The sequence below is a fragment of the Paenirhodobacter sp. YD-8 genome (genome assembly GCF_056590935.1).
Genome location: NZ_CM152649.1, coordinates 409,643 through 425,599, shown reverse-complemented (window position 1 = coordinate 425,599; position 15,957 = coordinate 409,643). Strand labels below are relative to the sequence as shown.

Sequence of the window (15,957 nt, the reverse complement as noted above, 5' to 3'; positions counted from 1 at the left end):
TCGGGGCGGCCTTTTCAGTCAAGCAGTCTGGGTCACTCCAGCGGCCTCGCCTCGTCGGGCACCATGATCGGGATGCCCGCGCGGATCGGATAGGCAAGATGCGCGGGTTTCGAGATCAGCTCCTGCCGCGCCGCATCATAGTGCAGCGGCGCCTGCGTCAGCGGGCAGACCAGCGCCTCGAGCATCCGCCGATCGAACGCCGCACGGTCCTCTTCCTCGGGCACATCGCTCATTGCTCACGCTCCTCGCAGCCGCCGTGCAGGTGGAATTCCAGCAGCGTCACCAGCGTCTCGCGCCGCGTCGTCAGGCTCGGCGCCTCGAGCAGTGCCTGCTTGTCCTCGGGCTCGAGCGGCAGGAGCATCGAGAGCGAGTTGATCAGCAGCTCGTCCTCCGCCTCCTTCAGCGTCTCCCAGTCGGTGTCGAGCCCCTGCGAGTGGAAGAACCGCGCCAGAAGTTCAAGGAAGCCGTCGCGGTCGAAGCCCGGGTCATGCTCGGCCCGGCCAAGGTCGCGCTCGAAATCGCTCCAGCCGACCTCGGCGCGGAGATAGGGGCAGAACCCCTCCTGCTCGCGCAACAGCCGGAACCGCGAGATCCCCGACAGGGTGATCATGTAGCGCCCGTCCTCGGTCTCCGAGAACCCCGTCAGCCGCCCCGCACAACCGATCGCGTTCAGCTTCGCCGTCCCGTCGCGCCCCTTGCAGGGCTGGATCATCCCGATCAGCCGGTGCGGCGTCTTCAGGCAATCCTCGACCATCTGCAGATAGCGCGGCTCGAAGATATGGAGCGGCAACCGCCCCCGGGGCAGCAACAGCGCCCCGGGCAGCGGAAACAGCGGGATCAGATCTGGCAGGTCACAGGCTTTCATCATGCGCATGAGCTAGCCCGCCCGCGCGATCAGGCAAATATCATCGACGAAAGACGCCGACGGCCTTTCACCGCGATCGGATCGGTGGGCTTCAGCGCGTCGAAGATGGTGAAGAGCTGCGTCTTCGCGGCGCCCTCGTTCCACTCGCGGTCGCGGCGGAACAGCTCGAGAAGCTGCTCGACCGCCGCCTCGACCTCGCCCGCGGCATGGAGCGCGGTGGCATAGTCGAAGCGCGCCTGATGATCGGCGGGGTCAGCCTCGACCTTCGCCTTCAGCGCATCAAGCGGGCCGGCCTTCGCCGCCTGCTTCGCCAGCGCGAGCTGCGCGCGCGCGGCCTCGACCGGCGCGGCGGTCGCGATCTTGGCCGGCACCGCGGCGAGGAACTGTTCCGCCTGCTCGAGATTGCCGAGCGCCAGATGGGCGCGGATCAGCCCGCCATAGGCCTCGGCGTTCTCGGCGTCCTCACCGAGGATCGCGGCGAAGGTCTCGGCCGCATCGACCGCGGCGCCCTCGGTCAGCATCTCCTCGGCGGCCGCAACCGCATCCGCCAGCCCGCCGTCGCCCGCAAGGGCCGCGAGCTTGTCGACGAAGGTCTTCAGCTGCGAGGCGGGCAGCGCGCCCTGGAACCCGTCGACCGGCTGGCCCTGCCAGAAGGCATAGACGGTCGGGATTGACTGCACCCGCATCTGGCCGGCGATCATCTGGTTCTCGTCGACGTTGACCTTGACCATCACGACCTTGCCCTTGACCGCCTCGACCGCCGCCTCGAGCGCCGGGCCAAGCTGCCGGCACGGGCCGCACCAAGGCGCCCAGAAGTCGACGATCACGGGAACGGTCATCGACTTGTCGACGACTTCCGCCATGAAGGTGGTCTCGTCGACGTCTTTCACGAATTCGGAATGGGTGGTTTTCGCTTCGGTGCCAATCATGGTCGCCTCTCCCAGATCTTTTGTTCCCTATATGCGCGCCGGGGCGCCCCTCGCCAAGGGGCGGATCGCCTCAGAGATCGAAAGTCGCGAAGACCGGAACGTGGTCGGAGGGCTGCTCCCAGCTCCGCGCGGCGCGCAGGATCCGGCTGCCATGCGCCGCGTTCGAGATGTCGGGCGTCGCCCAGACGTGATCGAGCCGCCGCCCCTTGTCGGCCGCGTCCCAGTCCTTGGCGCGATAGCTCCACCAGGAATAGAGCTGCCCCTCGGGAATGTCCTGCCGGGTCACGTCGACCCAGTTCCCGGCGTCGCGCGTCTGCGCCAGATGCTCGACCTCGATCGGCGTGTGCGAGACGATCTTCAAGAGCGCCTTGTGGCTCCAGACGTCATCCTCGCGCGGCGCGATGTTCAGATCGCCCACCAGGATCGCCTTCTCGGGCCGGTTCGCGAAGAAGTCGTCGCGCATGTGGGTCAGGAAATCGAGCTTCTGGCCGAATTTCTCGTTCTCGTCGCGGTCCGGGATGTCGCCGCCCGCGGGCACATAGAAATTGTGGATCGTCACCCCGTTCTCGAGCCGACCGGCCACGTGCCGGGCATGGCCGAGCCCGGCATAATCGCCCGCCCCCGCCTCGACGAGCGGCAGCTTCGACAGGATCGCGACGCCGTTGTAGCCCTTCTGCCCGCGCGCCACCATCCACTCGTAACCAAGCGCGCGGAAGCGCTCGAGCGGGATCTTCTCGACCGGGCTCTTGCATTCCTGCAGGCAGAGCACGTCGGGCGCCTCCTCCCGCATCAGCTTCTCGACCAGCCCCTCGCGCAGGCGGACCGAGTTGATGTTCCAGGTGGCAAGGGTGAAGGTCATGGGGGCTCTCCTCTCAGGCCGCGCAGTTTCACCCGCGCGGACCGGAAGGGCAAGGCACCCGGCCCCGGCGACAGATGAGTATTTTTCCAAGGAAAAGGCGCATCGGCTTTTTCCTGGCCCAAAGACTCACCGTGCAACGCCGGGGCCGGGGGCGACGGCGGGGTTACTCGACCCAGCCGCCGATCGATTTCACGTCGCAGAACTCCTCGATGCCCCAGCGGCCGCCCTCGCGCGCCCGGCCCGAAGCCTTGACGCCGCCGAAGGGGGCGCCGGCGCCGCGGCTCTTGCCGTTTGCGACGACCATGCCCGCGTCGAGCGCGCGCAGCAGCCGGTTGGTGCGCACGGGGTCCTGCGTCTGCAGGTAGTTCGTCAGCCCGTAGGGGGTGTCATTGGCGATCGCCACCGCCTCTTCCTCGGTGTCGAAGGGCATGATCGACAGCACCGGTCCGAAGATCTCCTCGCGCATGATCGTCATGCCCGGGGTGCAGTCGGCAAAGATCGTCGGGCGCACGTAATAGCCCTTGTTCAGCCCCTCGGGCCGGCCAAGACCGCCCGCGATCAGCCGCGCGCCTTCCTTGATACCGCTCTCGATCAGGCCCTGGATCTTCTCGAACTGGCTCTTGTTGATCACCGGACCAAGGTGACGGCCGGGCTCGCGCGGGTTGCCGGTCTGGGTCTCGGCCGCGGTCTGCGCCGCGATTTCCAGCGCCTTTTCGTAATAGCTGCGCTCGACCAGCATCCGGCTCGGCGCGTTGCACGACTGCCCGGTGTTCTCGAACATGTGGCGCACGCCGCGCTTCACCGCCTTCTCGTCGCAATCGGCAAAGACCAGGTTCGCGCCCTTGCCGCCCAGTTCCAGCACCACGCGCTTCAGCGTCTCGGCCGCGGCGATGGAGATCGCCTTGCCGGCCCGCGTCGAGCCGGTGAAGGAGATCATCTGGATGTCGGGATGGGTCGAGAGCTGCGAGCCCACACCGACGCCATCGCCGTTCACCAGGTTGAACACGCCTGCGGGCACGCCGGCCTGGTCGATGAACTCGGCAAAGAGCAGTGAGCTGAGCGGCGCCTCTTCCGAGGGTTTCAGCACCATGGTGCAGCCCGCGATCAGCGCCGGGATCACCTTCAGCGTGACCTGGTTCATCGGCCAGTTCCACGGCGTGATCAGGCCGACGACGCCGATCGCCTCATAGGCGATCATCGCCCCCGGGGTGCCGTCGCCGAGCGGGTGGACCCATTCGAATTCCTTCGCCGCGCGGATGAAATTCTCGATGTGCCAGGTGCCGGCGCCGGCCTGTTCGGAGCGCGCGAAATCGATCGGCGCGCCCATCTCGAGGCTCATCGCCTCGGCCATCTCCTCGTAGCGCGCCTTGTAGATTTCAAGGATCTTCTCGACATAGGCGAGGCGTTCCTCGGGCGCGGTGGCGCGCCAGGCGGGCAGCGCCGCCTTCGCCGCGGCGACGGCGGCCTCGGTGTCGGCGCGATCGCCGAGCGAGATCACCGCGCAGGGCTCTTCGGTCGACGGGTCGATCACCGCATAGTCGCGCGCCGCGGCCGGGGCGGTCCAGCGCCCGTTGATGTAGAAATCGCGTTTTTCGATCATGGAAACCTCCTGTTGGCGCGCAGGGTGGCACCCGCGCGCGGCAAGGGCAAGCCGGCGCTTCGCGCAGCGGCTGCGCAAATCGGCAAGCCCGGCGGATGCAGAAGAACGTTCCACCGCGGCGAGTGCGGGTGGCATTTCCTCCCATTCTGCAGCGAATTCACCGCAGGGGGATGAAACTTCGTTCTGCCTGTCTTAAGTTTCCGCCCGAAACGTCAACCAGGGAGACCAGCATGGCTCTGCGCATCAACGACATCGCCCCCGACTTCACCGCCGACACCACCGAGGGCAAGATCAGCTTCCACGACTGGATCGGCGACAACTATGCCATCCTGTTCTCGCACCCGAAGGATTTCACCCCGGTCTGCACCACCGAGTTCGGCGCCGTCGCGCAGCTCGCCGACGAATGGGCGAAGCGCAACACCAAGGTGATGGGCGTCTCGGTCGACACCGTCGAGGAACACAAGAAGTGGAAGGCCGACATCTCGGCCTATGCCGGCGCGCCGGCGACCTTCCCGATCATTGACGACACCTCGCTGACCGTGTCGAAGCTCTATGACATGCTGCCCGCCGAGGCCTATCTGCCCGAGGGCCGCACGCCCGCGAACACCGCGACCGTGCGCACCGTCTTCATCATCGGCCCGGACAAGAAGATCCGCCTGATGATGATCTATCCGATGTCGGTCGGCCGCAACTTCGCCGAGGTGCTGCGCGCGCTCGACGCGATCCAGGCGACCGACGGCGTGCCCTTCGCCACCCCCGCGAACTGGGTGCCGGGCGAGGACGTGATCCTCGCGCTCTCGGTCTCGACCGAGGACGGCAAGGCGAAGTTCGGCGACGTGGACGTCAAGCTGCCCTACCTGCGCTTCGTCAAGAAGCCGGAATGAGGCGGATCTGACCGTTTCGACGCGACGGGGGCCTTCGGGCCCCCGTTTCCGTTTCGGGCCTCAGTAGTCGAAGGCCTCGTAATCGGCGGCATAGATCGCGCGCACCCGCGCCGCCTGTGCCTCGGTCGGGCTGTATTTCCGCGCCCGCGAGACATTGGTGCGCATCGTCAGAAGCCGCTCCAGCTCGGGCCGCCAGACCCCCGATTCCTGCAGCACGCGGGTCATCTCGGCCGCATAATTCTCGAGCCGGCAGATCCGGCGATACTGCACCGTGCCAAGCGCAAGGTTGTGCTTTTGCAGGCGGAAATGCGGGTCGGTCCAAAGCTCGCTTTCGGCGAAGCTCGCCGCGACATAATCGAGGAAGACGTCGAACTGCCGCTCCTCGGAGGTGTCGGGCCGCCAGCCGAACTCGCGCAGCCGGGGCAGGTGGTGACGGGTGCCCGGGTTGGTGCGGTCGAGCACGAAATCCTGAAAGGCCGAGACCGCGCGGGCCAGCGGATCGCGCACGAAGGAGAAGGCATAGACCTTCGGGTCGCGCAGCGCGTCGAGGCATTCGCGCACATGCAGGTGGCCGGCGATCTGCTTCTTCGCGTCATGCACCCGGCCCTGGAAGGTCGCCCCGGTGTCGCAGGCATAGAGCACCTGCGCGACGGTGGTGCAGCCCGCCTTCGAGTTCTTCACGAAGGCCAGCCGGTGATCGCGGGTCAGCACGATATGGGTGGCGATCGCCAGCAGCGCCTCGGGCTCGCCGCGCAGCGTCAGCCGCGCGCGATAGCGCGCCGAGAACGGCGCAAGCAGCTGCGCCTTGAGGAAATTCGGGCGTTTCGCCAGGGATACTTTCGCGCTCATGCTGTCTTCTTTCACCTTGCGGGCCCGGGCGGCAAGCCCCGTCGACTCACGCGCCGCGCAACCGGCCGAGGGCCGCCTTCAGCAGGTTGCCCCCCTGCCGGCGCAGCCGCAAGGCGGTATAGCCCGCCGCACGCGTGCCCTTGCGTCCGGCGCCGCTGCCGATCTCGCTTGCCGCGCCCGAAAGGCCGAAGAGCGCAGGCGCGCAGGCCCAGCCCCGGCCGCTGCCGCTCAGCCAGCGCTGCAAGAACACGTCGACCGGCGCCTCGAGCCGGTGCTCGGCCAGGAAACGTTCCGCCCCGGCGCGCGACCACAGCAGCGCACTGGTCGTCACCGGGAAGTAATAGGCCCGGCCAAGCGCGCGCCCCGAGGGCAGCACCCGCTCGGGCCGGAAGAATTTCGAGGGCGCCCGCCCCAGATTGACCAGATCCGCCGCCGCGGGCAGCGCGGCCATCAGACCCGCAAGATCCGCCGCAAGCTCCGGCCCGGGCCGCGCATCATCCTCGAGCACGATCGCATGCGGCAGCCCCGCCGCCACGATCCGCCGCGCCGCCTCCAGATGGCTGAGGAAACAGCCGACCTCGCCCGGGCTCAGCGCCCGGCCGATCGCGGCCATCGCCGCCGCCTCGATCTGCGCCAGTTGCCCGGGCGGCAGCGCGCGGCCGTCGACCGCCGCCACCCGTTCGGGGACGATGCCGACAGGCGCCAGCGCCGCGCGGGCCGTCTCCAGCCGCTCGGGATTGCGATCGAGATTGATGAGAAACACAGGGGGCGTCGTCATGCGCGCTCCGCAAGATGCGGCCGGCGCCCCGAAGGGCGCCGGCTCCGGCCTTATTCGGCCGTTTCTTCTTTCTTCTCGGCGGCGAGTTCCTCGCCGGTCTCCTGGTCGACCATCTTCATGCCGAGCCGGACCTTGCCGCGATCGTCGAAGCCGAGCAGCTTGACCCAGACTTCCTGGCCTTCCTTCAGCGCATCCGACGGATGGTTCAGGCGCTTGTTGGCGATCTGGCTGACGTGCACGAGGCCGTCACGCTTGCCGAAGAAGTTCACGAAGGCGCCGAAATCGACGAGCTTCACGACCTTGCCGCGGTAGATCTTGCCTTCTTCCGGCTCCGCCACGATCGAATAGATCATGTCGTAGGCGCGCTTGATCGCCTCGGCATCGCTCGACGCGATCTTGATGACGCCGTCGTCGTTGATGTCGACCTTGGCGCCCGAGGTTTCCACGATCTCGCGGATGACCTTGCCGCCCGAGCCGATCACTTCGCGGATCTTGTCGGTCGGGATCTGCATCGTCTCGATCTTCGGCGCGTATTCCGAGAAGCCCTGCGGCGCGGAGATCGCCTTGGCCATCTCGCCGAGGATGTGCATCCGGCCGTCCTTCGCCTGGGCGAGGGCCTGCTCCATGATCGCCGGGGTGATGCCCGCGACCTTGATGTCCATCTGCAGCGAGGTGATGCCGTTCTCGGTGCCGGCGACCTTGAAGTCCATGTCGCCGAGGTGGTCTTCGTCACCGAGGATGTCGGTGAGCACCGCCCAGCGGCCGTCGTCCTCGAGGATCAGGCCCATGGCCACACCCGCGACCGGCGCCTTCAGCGGCACGCCCGCGTCCATCATCGACAGCGACCCGCCGCAGACCGAAGCCATCGACGAGGAGCCGTTCGATTCCGTGATCTCCGACACGACGCGGATCGTGTAGGGGAAGTCGGTCGCCGCCGGCAGCACCGCCTGCAGCGCGCGCCAGGCAAGCTTGCCGTGGCCGATCTCGCGACGGCCGGGCGAGCCCACGCGGCCCACTTCGCCGACCGAGTAGGGCGGGAAGTTGTAGTGCAGCAGGAAGTTCGAGCGGAAGTTGCCGTTCAGCGCGTCGATGATCTGTTCGTCATCGCCGGTGCCGAGCGTGGTCACGACCAGCGCCTGGGTCTCGCCGCGGGTGAACAGCGACGAGCCGTGGGTGCGCGGCAGGACGCCGGTTTCCGACACGATCGGACGCACGGTGGTGTTGTTGCGGCCGTCGATACGGGCGCCACCGTTGATGATGTCACCGCGCAGGATCGACGATTCAAGCTTCTTGATCGCCATGTCCAGGTTCGGATCGGCAAGCTCTTCCTCGCTCAGGCCGGCCTTCGCGGTCGCCACGGCGGCGGCGATGGCGTCCTGACGGGCGAGCTTGTCCTTGATCGCGAAGGCGGCGCGCATGTCGGCCTCGCCGGCGGCCTTCACCTTGGCGTAGAGCGCGGCATAGTCGGGCGGGGTGAAGTCGAAGGGTTCCTTCGCCGCGACCTCGGCCAGCGAGATGATCAGGTCGATCACCGGCTGCATCTGCTCGTGGCCGAACTTGACCGCGCCCAGCATCTCGGCTTCCGAAAGCTCATAGGCTTCGGATTCGACCATCATCACCGCGTCCTTGGTGCCGGCGACGACGAGATCGAGCCGCTGCTCGGGGTTCTCGCGCAGCTTGGTCATCTCGTCCATCTTCGGGTTCAGGATGTAGGCACCATCCTTGAAGCCGACGCGGGCGGCGCCGATCGGGCCGCGGAACGGCACGCCCGAGATCGTCAGCGCGGCCGAGGCAGCGATCATCGCGACGATGTCGGGATCGTTCTCGAGGTCGCACGACAGCACGGTGGCCATCACCAGGACTTCATTCTTGAAGCCCGGCACGAAGAGCGGACGGCAGGGGCGGTCGATCAGGCGGGAGACGAGGGTCTCCTTCTCCGACGGGCGCGCCTCGCGCTTGAAGAAGCCGCCCGGGATCTTGCCGGCGGCGTAGTATTTTTCCTGGTAATGCACGGTCAGCGGGAAGAAGTCCTGGCCGGGCTTCGGCTGCTTGGCGAAGGTGACGTTCGCCATGACCGAGGTCTCGCCGACCGTGGCGATGACCGAGCCGTCAGCCTGGCGGGCGACCTTGCCGGTTTCCAGCGTCAGCGTCTCGTCGCCCCACTGGATGGATTTTTTCATAACGTTGAACATTCAGCGTATCCTGTCTGGGAAACTCCGGACCCTCCGGGTCTCCCGTTTGCATGGCGGCCCCATTGCCGCCGCCCCCTGATCCTTTGCATGTGCCCGGGGGCTCTGGGCGTCACGTCGCAGATGGCCCGGGCCATACAGGAAAACAGGGGTTTTGGAAAGCGGGGAGTTGAGTCGGCCGCCCCGCCGCCTAGGCCAGAGCAAGCAGATCGCGCGCGGTGACCCAGGTCTTTTCGCGCGGGCGCAGGCTGGGGCGGCGGCGCTCGAAGGCATCGCAGAACCGCGCCGGATCGTCGAAGGAGAACTCGGCAAGATCCTTCAGCGAATAGTCCCACCACTTCGTCGCCAGAAGACGCGCGCGCAGCTCCTCGGGGAAGCGAGACTTGATCACCCGCGCCGGCACGCCGCCGACGATCGCATAGGGCGGCACGTCCTTGGTGACCACCGCGCGCGCCGCGATCACCGCGCCGTCGCCGATCGTCACGCCGCCGCCAAGCAGCACGTCCTGGCCGATCCAGACGTCATTGCCCACCACGACCGGCGGCTGCGCCCGCACGAAGGGGGTGCCCAGCCGGATCTCCCGCGCGCCCAGCTCTGCCGCCGCAACCCGGTAATACTCGGCATAGCTGAGCGAATGGCTCGACACCCGCTCGTAGGGATGCTGGTCGCCCATCACCTTCACATTCGTCGCGATCGCGCAGAAGGCGCCGATCTGCAACCCCATCAGCGGCGAGTGCGAATAGCTCATGTGGGCAAGAGAGCCGATGACCATCTCCTTCACCGGCCGGATCATGTGGCGGGTGTAGGGCTCGACCCGCAGCGCATCGGGGAAAACGATGCGCTGCAGCCCCGACAGATCCGCCTCGAGCGGCCAGGGCTTTGGAATAATCCGTTTTTCCCAGAGAAAATCGCGCAGGGATGAATTGAGGGAAAGGGTGTGAACGGCCAAAAAACGATCCTCCGAAGGTCATCCCATATTGCGGCCCGGCCGCGACAACCGCCAGAGATTTCACCATCGCGGCACGGCAAAACGCCCGTCTCTTGCCAGACGGGCGCCCGGGTCGCCGCCCCCGAAGGCGGCGCGACGACCTCCGGGGTCTGCCGCGCCGCATCGAGAGATCATCTCTGCAGGTCGATCAGGATCTTCACATGCTCGCCCGAGGGCGAAAGCAGCGCGTCGAAGCCTTCGGTGACGGCCTCGTCGAGGGCGATCTTCTTCGTCACCACCTTGAGCGCCGGCAGCGCGCCCGAGGCGATCAGGTCGACGACCTTCGGCCAGTAATGGGTCGGATAGGCCCAGGCCCCGCGCAGGTCGACATCCTTGAAGGTGACGTCATGCCAGTGCAGGCGGCTGTCCTTCGTGTGCAGCCCGACCTGCACGATCACGCCCTGCTTGCGCACCGCCTGCAGCCCGGTGTTCAGCGCCGCCTCGTTGCCCGAGGCCTCGATCACCTTGTCGACGCCGACGCCGCCCTCGGTCTCGGCCCGGATCCGGGCGACGACATCGTCCTGCATCGGGTTCAGCGTGACGACGCCGGGCAGGATGTCACGCGCCAGCGCCAGCCGGGTCTCGTTCACATCCGACAGGAAGATCTTCGTCGCGCCATAGGCCTTCGCCGCCAGCATCGCCAGCATGCCGATCGGGCCGGCGCCGGTGACCAGCACGCTGTCGCCCGCGCTCACACCTCCACGCTCGGCCGCATAGACGGCGACCGCGGTCGGTTCGACCAGCGCGGCCTCTTCCCAGCTCATCGCATCGGGGATCTTGACGGCATTGTAATCGTTGACGATCGCGCCCTCGGCCATGCCGCCCCAGTCCCAGCTGAGACCGACCAGCGCCAGATCCTCGCTCAGGTGGAACAGGCCGCGATCGGCGTAGTAATCGCCCGAGCGCGGCATCACCAGCGGCTGGATCGAGACCCGGTCGCCGACCTTGACGTTGGTGACGCCCTCGCCGACCGCGGTGACCTCGCCCGAGAATTCATGGCCCAGCACCTGCGGCGCCTGCGCTCCGGTGAACGGGTGCGGCGCGCTCGGCACGAAGATCGGGCCGGCGACATATTCATGCAGATCGGTGCCGCAGATGCCGACGAAACGGTTCTTCACCGCCACCTGGCCCGGGCCGGGCGCCGGCAGATCGGCGACCTCCTCGATGCGCAGATCCTTGGCGGCGTGGAAACGAAGGGCTTTCATGGTCTTCTCCTTTCCGCTTGCGCAGTGGCGCGGGGCGCGCGGGCATCGGGGAAGAGCATCCTGGAAGCGGGTCACCCCTCGCGCCCACCCAGCGCAAGGTCTTGTTGTTCAAGGTCTTTCGACCCTGCCCCAGAGATAGCCCCACCCTGCGCGGTGTCGAGACGGAAGGGTTGTATACCACCGCACACCGGATGTGCGGCACGGCCCGGAACCGCGCCGCACCCCGGAACCGCCGCGCAATGCAAAACGCCCGCCTCTTTCGAGACGGACGTCTGCAATCCGGTCAGAACAGGATCAGCGGCGCAGGCCGAGACGCTCGATCAGCGTGGCGTAGCGCGACTCGTCCTTCTTCTTCAGGTAGTCGAGCAGCTTGCGGCGCTGCGCGACGAGCATCAGAAGGCCACGACGCGAGTGGTTGTCCTTCTTGTGCATCTTGAAGTGCTCGGTCAGGTTGGCGATGCGCTTCGACAGCAGCGCAACCTGGACTTCGGGGGAACCGGTATCGCCTTCTTTGGTGGCGAATTCCTTCATCAGGCGGTTCTTGTCTTCGACGGTGATCGACATCGGGATCTCCTGTGTCAAAAGGGTGATGGCGCGAGCCGGGATGTCGTCCAGCAAGGCCCGTGGAGGCATCCGTTCCCGGACCGAGGACCGGCGGACGGATGCGCGCCTATAGGCGAGAATCGCCCGAAAAGGAAGGGCAAAACCCGCGCCGGCTCAGAAATGGGCGAATTCGGCCGGGGTGAGCAGCAGCACATCCTGCGCGGCAAGGCTTCCGGCCCCCAGCACCTCGGCCAGCCGCGTGCCATTCAGCACCACCCAGGCGGCGCCGTGGGTCTCGGACGGCTCGATGCTCAGCCGCGGCGCCACGCCCGCATCGGGGTCATAGACGACGACGATCTGATCCTCCCAGGCGTCATAATCGGAAATCGTCGCGGGGTCGCGCGGGTCGATCCAGTCGCCGAGCGCGAAAAGCTCGCCGCCGGTCTGGTCCTGGCTGTCGCTTTCCGCCCCGATCATCCGCGTCTGCGCCTCCGCGCGCCCCGCCCGTCGCCGTGATCTTGCCACTGTCACCGCTTTCCACCCCCCGCACAAGCCTGCGGCCCCGGGCCCCGCCCGCACCGCCGTCAGCTTAGGCGCGAAATCCCTGACCGAAGGTGAACGGCTCAGCGCGGCCAGAGTTCCGGCTGGCGGTCATAGCCGATGTAGAGCGGATGCTTCGGCGCGCCGGCCTTGGTCAGGCCGAGGTGCCACAGCTCGCGCCCGGTCGCGCGCAGAAGCCGCTCGACCGCCGCGCCGCGGTCCAGATGCGCGCCATGCGCGCCCCAGGCGCAGACGATCTTCGCCCCCGCGCCCGTGGCCCAGTCGACGCTCGCCCGGATCGCCGCATCGTTCTCGGGCCCGACCGGATCGGGCTGCGCGCGCATCTCCTTCGGGTCGGTGGCACGCCAGGCGAAGATGTTCGTCACCCGGAAGGCGCCGAAGCCCAGCGTCCGCGCCCGCCGCTCGCAGCGCTCGACGGTCGGGTCATTCTGCACCTCGGTCGCGGTCGAGGGGTTCAGCATCACGAAAAGCGCGCGCGGCCGGGTCTCGTCCCAGACCCGGGTGAGCAAATAGCGGTAGTGCTCGCAATCCGAATAGACCGCGACCGAGGGGGCATCGCCCTTGATGTGGCTGCGGGTGATCATGACCCGGCGGTGTTGAACACGCGTGCGGGGTGCAGCTCGCCGCCCATGTAGCGCCCGACCGCCACCGCGCGACCCTCGAAGCTGGCCCAGGCCTCCTCGCCGAACTCGACATCGCGGGCGATCACCTGCCCCGGATTGCCATGCGACAGCCGCACCGCGCCCTCGGCCGTCGCCCGCACCTCGGGCAGATCGGCCAGCCCGTATTCGAGCGGCAGCAGGTGGTTTTCAAGTTCCGGCGTGCGGGCCAGCCGGTCGACCTCATCAAGGCTCAGCCCCGCCTCGGCACGGAACGGGCCGGCCCAGTCGCGGCGCAGCCACAGCACATGGCCCAGACAGCCAAGCGCCCGCCCCAGGTCGCGCGCGATCGAGCGGACATAGCCGCCCTTGCCGCAGACCATCTCCAGTTCAACGGTGTCGCGGTCGGGTCGGGCGACGAAATCGAGGCTCTCGACCCAGAGCGGACGGGCGGCAAGATCCATCACCTCGCCCTCGCGCGCCAGATCATAGGCGCGCTCGCCCTCGACCTTCACCGCGGAAAACTGCGGCGGCACCTGCTCGATGTCGCCGCGGAACGCCTTCAAGGCCTCCTCGATCTCGACATCGGTCGGGCGCAGATCCGAGGTCTCGAGCACCGCACCCTCGGCATCGTCGGTGGTGGTGGCGGCACCCAGCCGGACCTGAAAGCGATAGGATTTCAGCGCATCGGTGACATAGGGCACGGTCTTCGTCGCCTCGCCCAGCGCGACGGCCAGCACCCCGGTCGCCGCCGGATCGAGCGTGCCCGCATGCCCCGCCTTCTTCGCGTCGAACGCCCAGCGCACCTTGCCCACGACCGAGGTCGAGGTCACCCCCGCCGGCTTGTCGATCACGACCCAGCCCGAGATGTCGCGTCCCTTCTTGCGGCCCATCATGCCCTCCGTCTCAGAAGGCCCGCCTGCTAACGCGAAGCGGGACCGGGGTCAATCTTGCCCGTCGACGGGCGCCACCATGCCGACGATCGGCCCCATCGGCAGGCCGAGATCGGCGCGCCCCTCGGCCGGCACGATCAGCCGCGAGATCGAGCCGTCGAGATAAAGCGCATCGCGCGCGCCCAGCACGTCGCGGAAGAAGCGGGCGAAGCGGTGGAAGGTGACGGGGCGGTCCGAGATCACGAACCAGGCCCGGTCGCCCTCGGCCGAGACCCCGACGCCGTTGCGGATATTGGTGCTGTCGCTGTCGGGCAGGAAGCGCGGATGCAGCGCCCCGTCGATCACCAGCATCGGCCCCGACTGGGTGGCAAAGCGGCACGCCGGCGGCGCCGCGGCAAAGGCGCGGCTCTCGATCACCCGCAGCCGCTCGCCGATGCAGAAGACGCCATTCGGCAGCAGGCCGAAATTCCCCGGCCCCTCGGCGGTGACGATCGGCCGTGCCTCGACGCCGTTCTCGATGTACAGCCCCACCGGATGCCGGTCGGGCGCATACATGCCGGCGTTCATCGCGAAGACCAGCCGCTCGCTTGGGGCGAGCTGCGCCCGCAACCGCTCGGGCGTGCCGATCAGCGCGCCGGTTCCGTCCTTCAGCCACAGCCGGATGTCATCGCCCGCCCGCGCTTCGCAGACCGAGAAGGGGATGCCCTCGAACTCCTGCGTCCGGCACGGATCCGCGGCCAGCGCGACGCGCGGCACAATGAGCGCCAGCGCGGCGAACAGGCTAGCCCAGATCGTCTTCGTCTTCATCGTCGTCGCGCTGCGCAATGTCGCGCTGCACCGTCTCGTCCGAGAACATCCGCCGCGTCTCGTCCAGCCGGTCGAAGGTCTCGTCCAGCCGGAAGCGCAGGTCGGGCGCGTATTTCAGCGTCATCGCCTTGGCGACATGGTGGCGCAACTCGCCGGTGTGGCGGCGCAGTGCCGCGAGCATCGCCTCGGCGGTCTCGCCGCCGAGCGTGCCGCCCAGCGGCGCGACATAGACCGTCGCCACCTTCAGGTCGGCCGAGGGACGCACCTCGCCCACGGTGATCGAGATCCGGTTGAGGTCGGGATCGTGCACCTCGCCACGGATCAGCACGTCCGACAGGGTGCGCCGGATCAGCTCGCCGACGCGGAGCTGACGTTGCGAAGGGCCATCGCCCGAGGAAAAACGGTTCTTTGCCATGACCCGCACATAGTGCCTTGTGCGCGCCCCCGCAACAAGGAGTGTCTCGAGCCTTTGCCAAGCCCGCCGCAACGGGCTAGAACGCGGCAAAACAGGAGGGTTTCATGAGCGATCTGCCGGGTATCGTCGTCACCGGGGTCTCGGGCCGGATGGGCCGGATGCTGGCCGAGGTCATCACCGCCTCGGGCAAGGCCCGCCTCGCCGGCGCGGTCGTGCGCAGCGGTCACGACTGGATCGGCCGCGATCTCGGCACCTGTTTCGGCACCGCGCCGATGGGGGTCACCGTCACCGACGACCCGCTGACCGCCTTTGCCGGCGCCAAGGCGGTGATCGACTTCACCACCCCCGCCGCCACCCTCGCCTTCGCGAAGATCGCCGCGCAGGCGCGCTGCGTGCATGTGATCGGCACCACCGGCTTCGAGAAGGAACAGATCGAGGCGCTCGCCCCGGCCGCGCGCCATTGCGCACAGATCCGCGCCGGCAACATGAGCCTCGGCGTCAACCTGCTCACCGTGCTGACCCGCAAGGTGGCCGAGGCGCTCGATGCCGAGTGGGACGTCGAGATCGTCGAGGCGCATCACAACCGCAAGGTCGACGCGCCCTCGGGCACGGCGCTGATGCTGGGCGAGGCGGCGGCCGCGGGCCGCGGCATCTCGCTCGAGGACAACCGCGAATCGGGTCGCGACGGCATCACCGGCGCGCGCAAGCCGGGCGCGATCGGCTTCTCCTCGATCCGCGGCGGCGACATCGTCGGCGAGCATGACGTGATCTTCGCGACGGCGGGCGAGCGGATCGTGCTGCGCCATATCGCCACCGACCGCGCGATCTTCGCCCGTGGCGCGCTCAAGGCCGCGCTCTGGGGGCTGGACCGCAAGCCCGGCCAGTATGACATGATGGACGTGCTCGGGCTGTAAGCCGCCCGCGCCGTTCATCCTGGCCGAAAATACCTCGGGGGGCCGAGGCCTTGCCTCGGCGGGGCAGCGCCCCACCGAC

General features: G+C 67.9%; 18 protein-coding genes. 2 read left to right on the top strand and 16 right to left on the bottom strand.

The genetic code is table 11. The features are described 5' to 3' along the window. Positions 1-32 precede the first annotated feature (32 nt). The 5 genes from AC0QTQ_RS02095 to AC0QTQ_RS02075 all read right to left on the bottom strand — a co-directional run bounded on the left by AC0QTQ_RS02095 (position 33) and on the right by AC0QTQ_RS02075 (position 4,253). The gene (locus tag AC0QTQ_RS02095) at positions 33-233 is read right to left on the bottom strand and encodes a Trm112 family protein (protein ID WP_480258060.1); all 201 of its coding nucleotides are present in this window, start codon (positions 231-233) and stop codon (positions 33-35) included. Continuing rightward, a complete protein-coding gene (locus AC0QTQ_RS02090) occupies positions 230-868 on the bottom strand; it encodes an LON peptidase substrate-binding domain-containing protein (protein WP_128150226.1) in 639 nt (212 codons plus the stop codon). The genes AC0QTQ_RS02095 and AC0QTQ_RS02090 overlap by 4 nt, the downstream gene beginning before the upstream one ends. 26 nt (positions 869-894) lie before the next feature. Beyond that, entirely contained in the window at positions 895-1,794 is a 900-nt protein-coding gene (gene trxA, locus AC0QTQ_RS02085; protein WP_480258059.1) for a thioredoxin, read from the bottom strand. Between the two features lie 70 nt (positions 1,795-1,864). Further along, positions 1,865-2,653: an exodeoxyribonuclease III gene (locus AC0QTQ_RS02080; protein WP_480258058.1), complete on the bottom strand. Its 789-nt coding sequence runs from the start codon at positions 2,651-2,653 to the stop codon at positions 1,865-1,867. 163 nt (positions 2,654-2,816) lie between these two features. Continuing rightward, a complete protein-coding gene (locus tag AC0QTQ_RS02075) occupies positions 2,817-4,253 on the bottom strand; it encodes an aldehyde dehydrogenase family protein (RefSeq protein WP_480258057.1) in 1,437 nt (478 codons plus the stop codon). 230 nt (positions 4,254-4,483) lie between these two features. Between AC0QTQ_RS02075 and AC0QTQ_RS02070 the strand changes: the two genes are divergently transcribed. After that, complete coding sequence (locus tag AC0QTQ_RS02070) at positions 4,484-5,137, top strand: peroxiredoxin (RefSeq protein ID WP_121530536.1); 654 nt, start codon at positions 4,484-4,486, stop codon at positions 5,135-5,137. Positions 5,138-5,197: 60 nt separating this feature from the next. On the opposite strand, the gene AC0QTQ_RS02065 is transcribed toward AC0QTQ_RS02070, so the two are convergent. The 11 genes from AC0QTQ_RS02065 to rbfA all read right to left on the bottom strand — a co-directional run bounded on the left by AC0QTQ_RS02065 (position 5,198) and on the right by rbfA (position 14,964). After that, positions 5,198-5,986 (bottom strand): sulfotransferase family 2 domain-containing protein, encoded by a 789-nt coding sequence (locus AC0QTQ_RS02065; RefSeq protein WP_121530537.1) that lies wholly within the window; start codon positions 5,984-5,986, stop codon positions 5,198-5,200. A 46-nt stretch (positions 5,987-6,032) separates the two neighbouring features. Beyond that, positions 6,033-6,764 (bottom strand): glycosyltransferase family 25 protein, encoded by a 732-nt coding sequence (locus AC0QTQ_RS02060; protein WP_480258056.1) that lies wholly within the window; start codon positions 6,762-6,764, stop codon positions 6,033-6,035. 50 nt (positions 6,765-6,814) lie between these two features. Then, the gene (gene pnp / locus AC0QTQ_RS02055) at positions 6,815-8,956 is read right to left on the bottom strand and encodes a polyribonucleotide nucleotidyltransferase (protein WP_121530539.1); all 2,142 of its coding nucleotides are present in this window, start codon (positions 8,954-8,956) and stop codon (positions 6,815-6,817) included. A gap of 187 nt (positions 8,957-9,143) precedes the next feature. Continuing rightward, complete coding sequence (locus AC0QTQ_RS02050; RefSeq protein WP_480258055.1) at positions 9,144-9,902, bottom strand: CatB-related O-acetyltransferase; 759 nt, start codon at positions 9,900-9,902, stop codon at positions 9,144-9,146. Between the two features lie 170 nt (positions 9,903-10,072). Next, positions 10,073-11,146 carry a 2,3-butanediol dehydrogenase gene (locus AC0QTQ_RS02045; protein WP_480258054.1) on the bottom strand — a complete coding sequence of 358 codons (1,074 nt, stop codon included), beginning with the start codon at positions 11,144-11,146 and terminating at the stop codon, positions 10,073-10,075. Positions 11,147-11,440: 294 nt separating this feature from the next. Further along, positions 11,441-11,710 carry a 30S ribosomal protein S15 gene (rpsO, locus tag AC0QTQ_RS02040; RefSeq protein ID WP_121530541.1) on the bottom strand — a complete coding sequence of 90 codons (270 nt, stop codon included), beginning with the start codon at positions 11,708-11,710 and terminating at the stop codon, positions 11,441-11,443. A gap of 153 nt (positions 11,711-11,863) precedes the next feature. Then, entirely contained in the window at positions 11,864-12,166 is a 303-nt protein-coding gene (locus AC0QTQ_RS02035; RefSeq protein WP_480258053.1) for a hypothetical protein, read from the bottom strand. Between the two features lie 146 nt (positions 12,167-12,312). Continuing rightward, a complete protein-coding gene (locus AC0QTQ_RS02030) occupies positions 12,313-12,834 on the bottom strand; it encodes a DUF1643 domain-containing protein (RefSeq protein ID WP_121530543.1) in 522 nt (173 codons plus the stop codon). Continuing rightward, positions 12,831-13,742 (bottom strand): tRNA pseudouridine(55) synthase TruB, encoded by a 912-nt coding sequence (truB, locus tag AC0QTQ_RS02025; protein WP_480258052.1) that lies wholly within the window; start codon positions 13,740-13,742, stop codon positions 12,831-12,833. The genes AC0QTQ_RS02030 and truB overlap by 4 nt, the downstream gene beginning before the upstream one ends. 51 nt (positions 13,743-13,793) lie before the next feature. Further along, positions 13,794-14,549: a phosphodiester glycosidase family protein gene (locus AC0QTQ_RS02020; RefSeq protein ID WP_480258051.1), complete on the bottom strand. Its 756-nt coding sequence runs from the start codon at positions 14,547-14,549 to the stop codon at positions 13,794-13,796. Continuing rightward, complete coding sequence (gene rbfA / locus AC0QTQ_RS02015) at positions 14,524-14,964, bottom strand: 30S ribosome-binding factor RbfA (RefSeq protein ID WP_121530546.1); 441 nt, start codon at positions 14,962-14,964, stop codon at positions 14,524-14,526. Before rbfA ends, AC0QTQ_RS02020 begins: the two co-directional genes overlap by 26 nt. Positions 14,965-15,068: 104 nt before the next feature. Between rbfA and dapB the strand changes: the two genes are divergently transcribed. Beyond that, complete coding sequence (gene dapB, locus AC0QTQ_RS02010; RefSeq protein WP_480258050.1) at positions 15,069-15,878, top strand: 4-hydroxy-tetrahydrodipicolinate reductase; 810 nt, start codon at positions 15,069-15,071, stop codon at positions 15,876-15,878. Positions 15,879-15,957 lie beyond the last annotated feature (79 nt).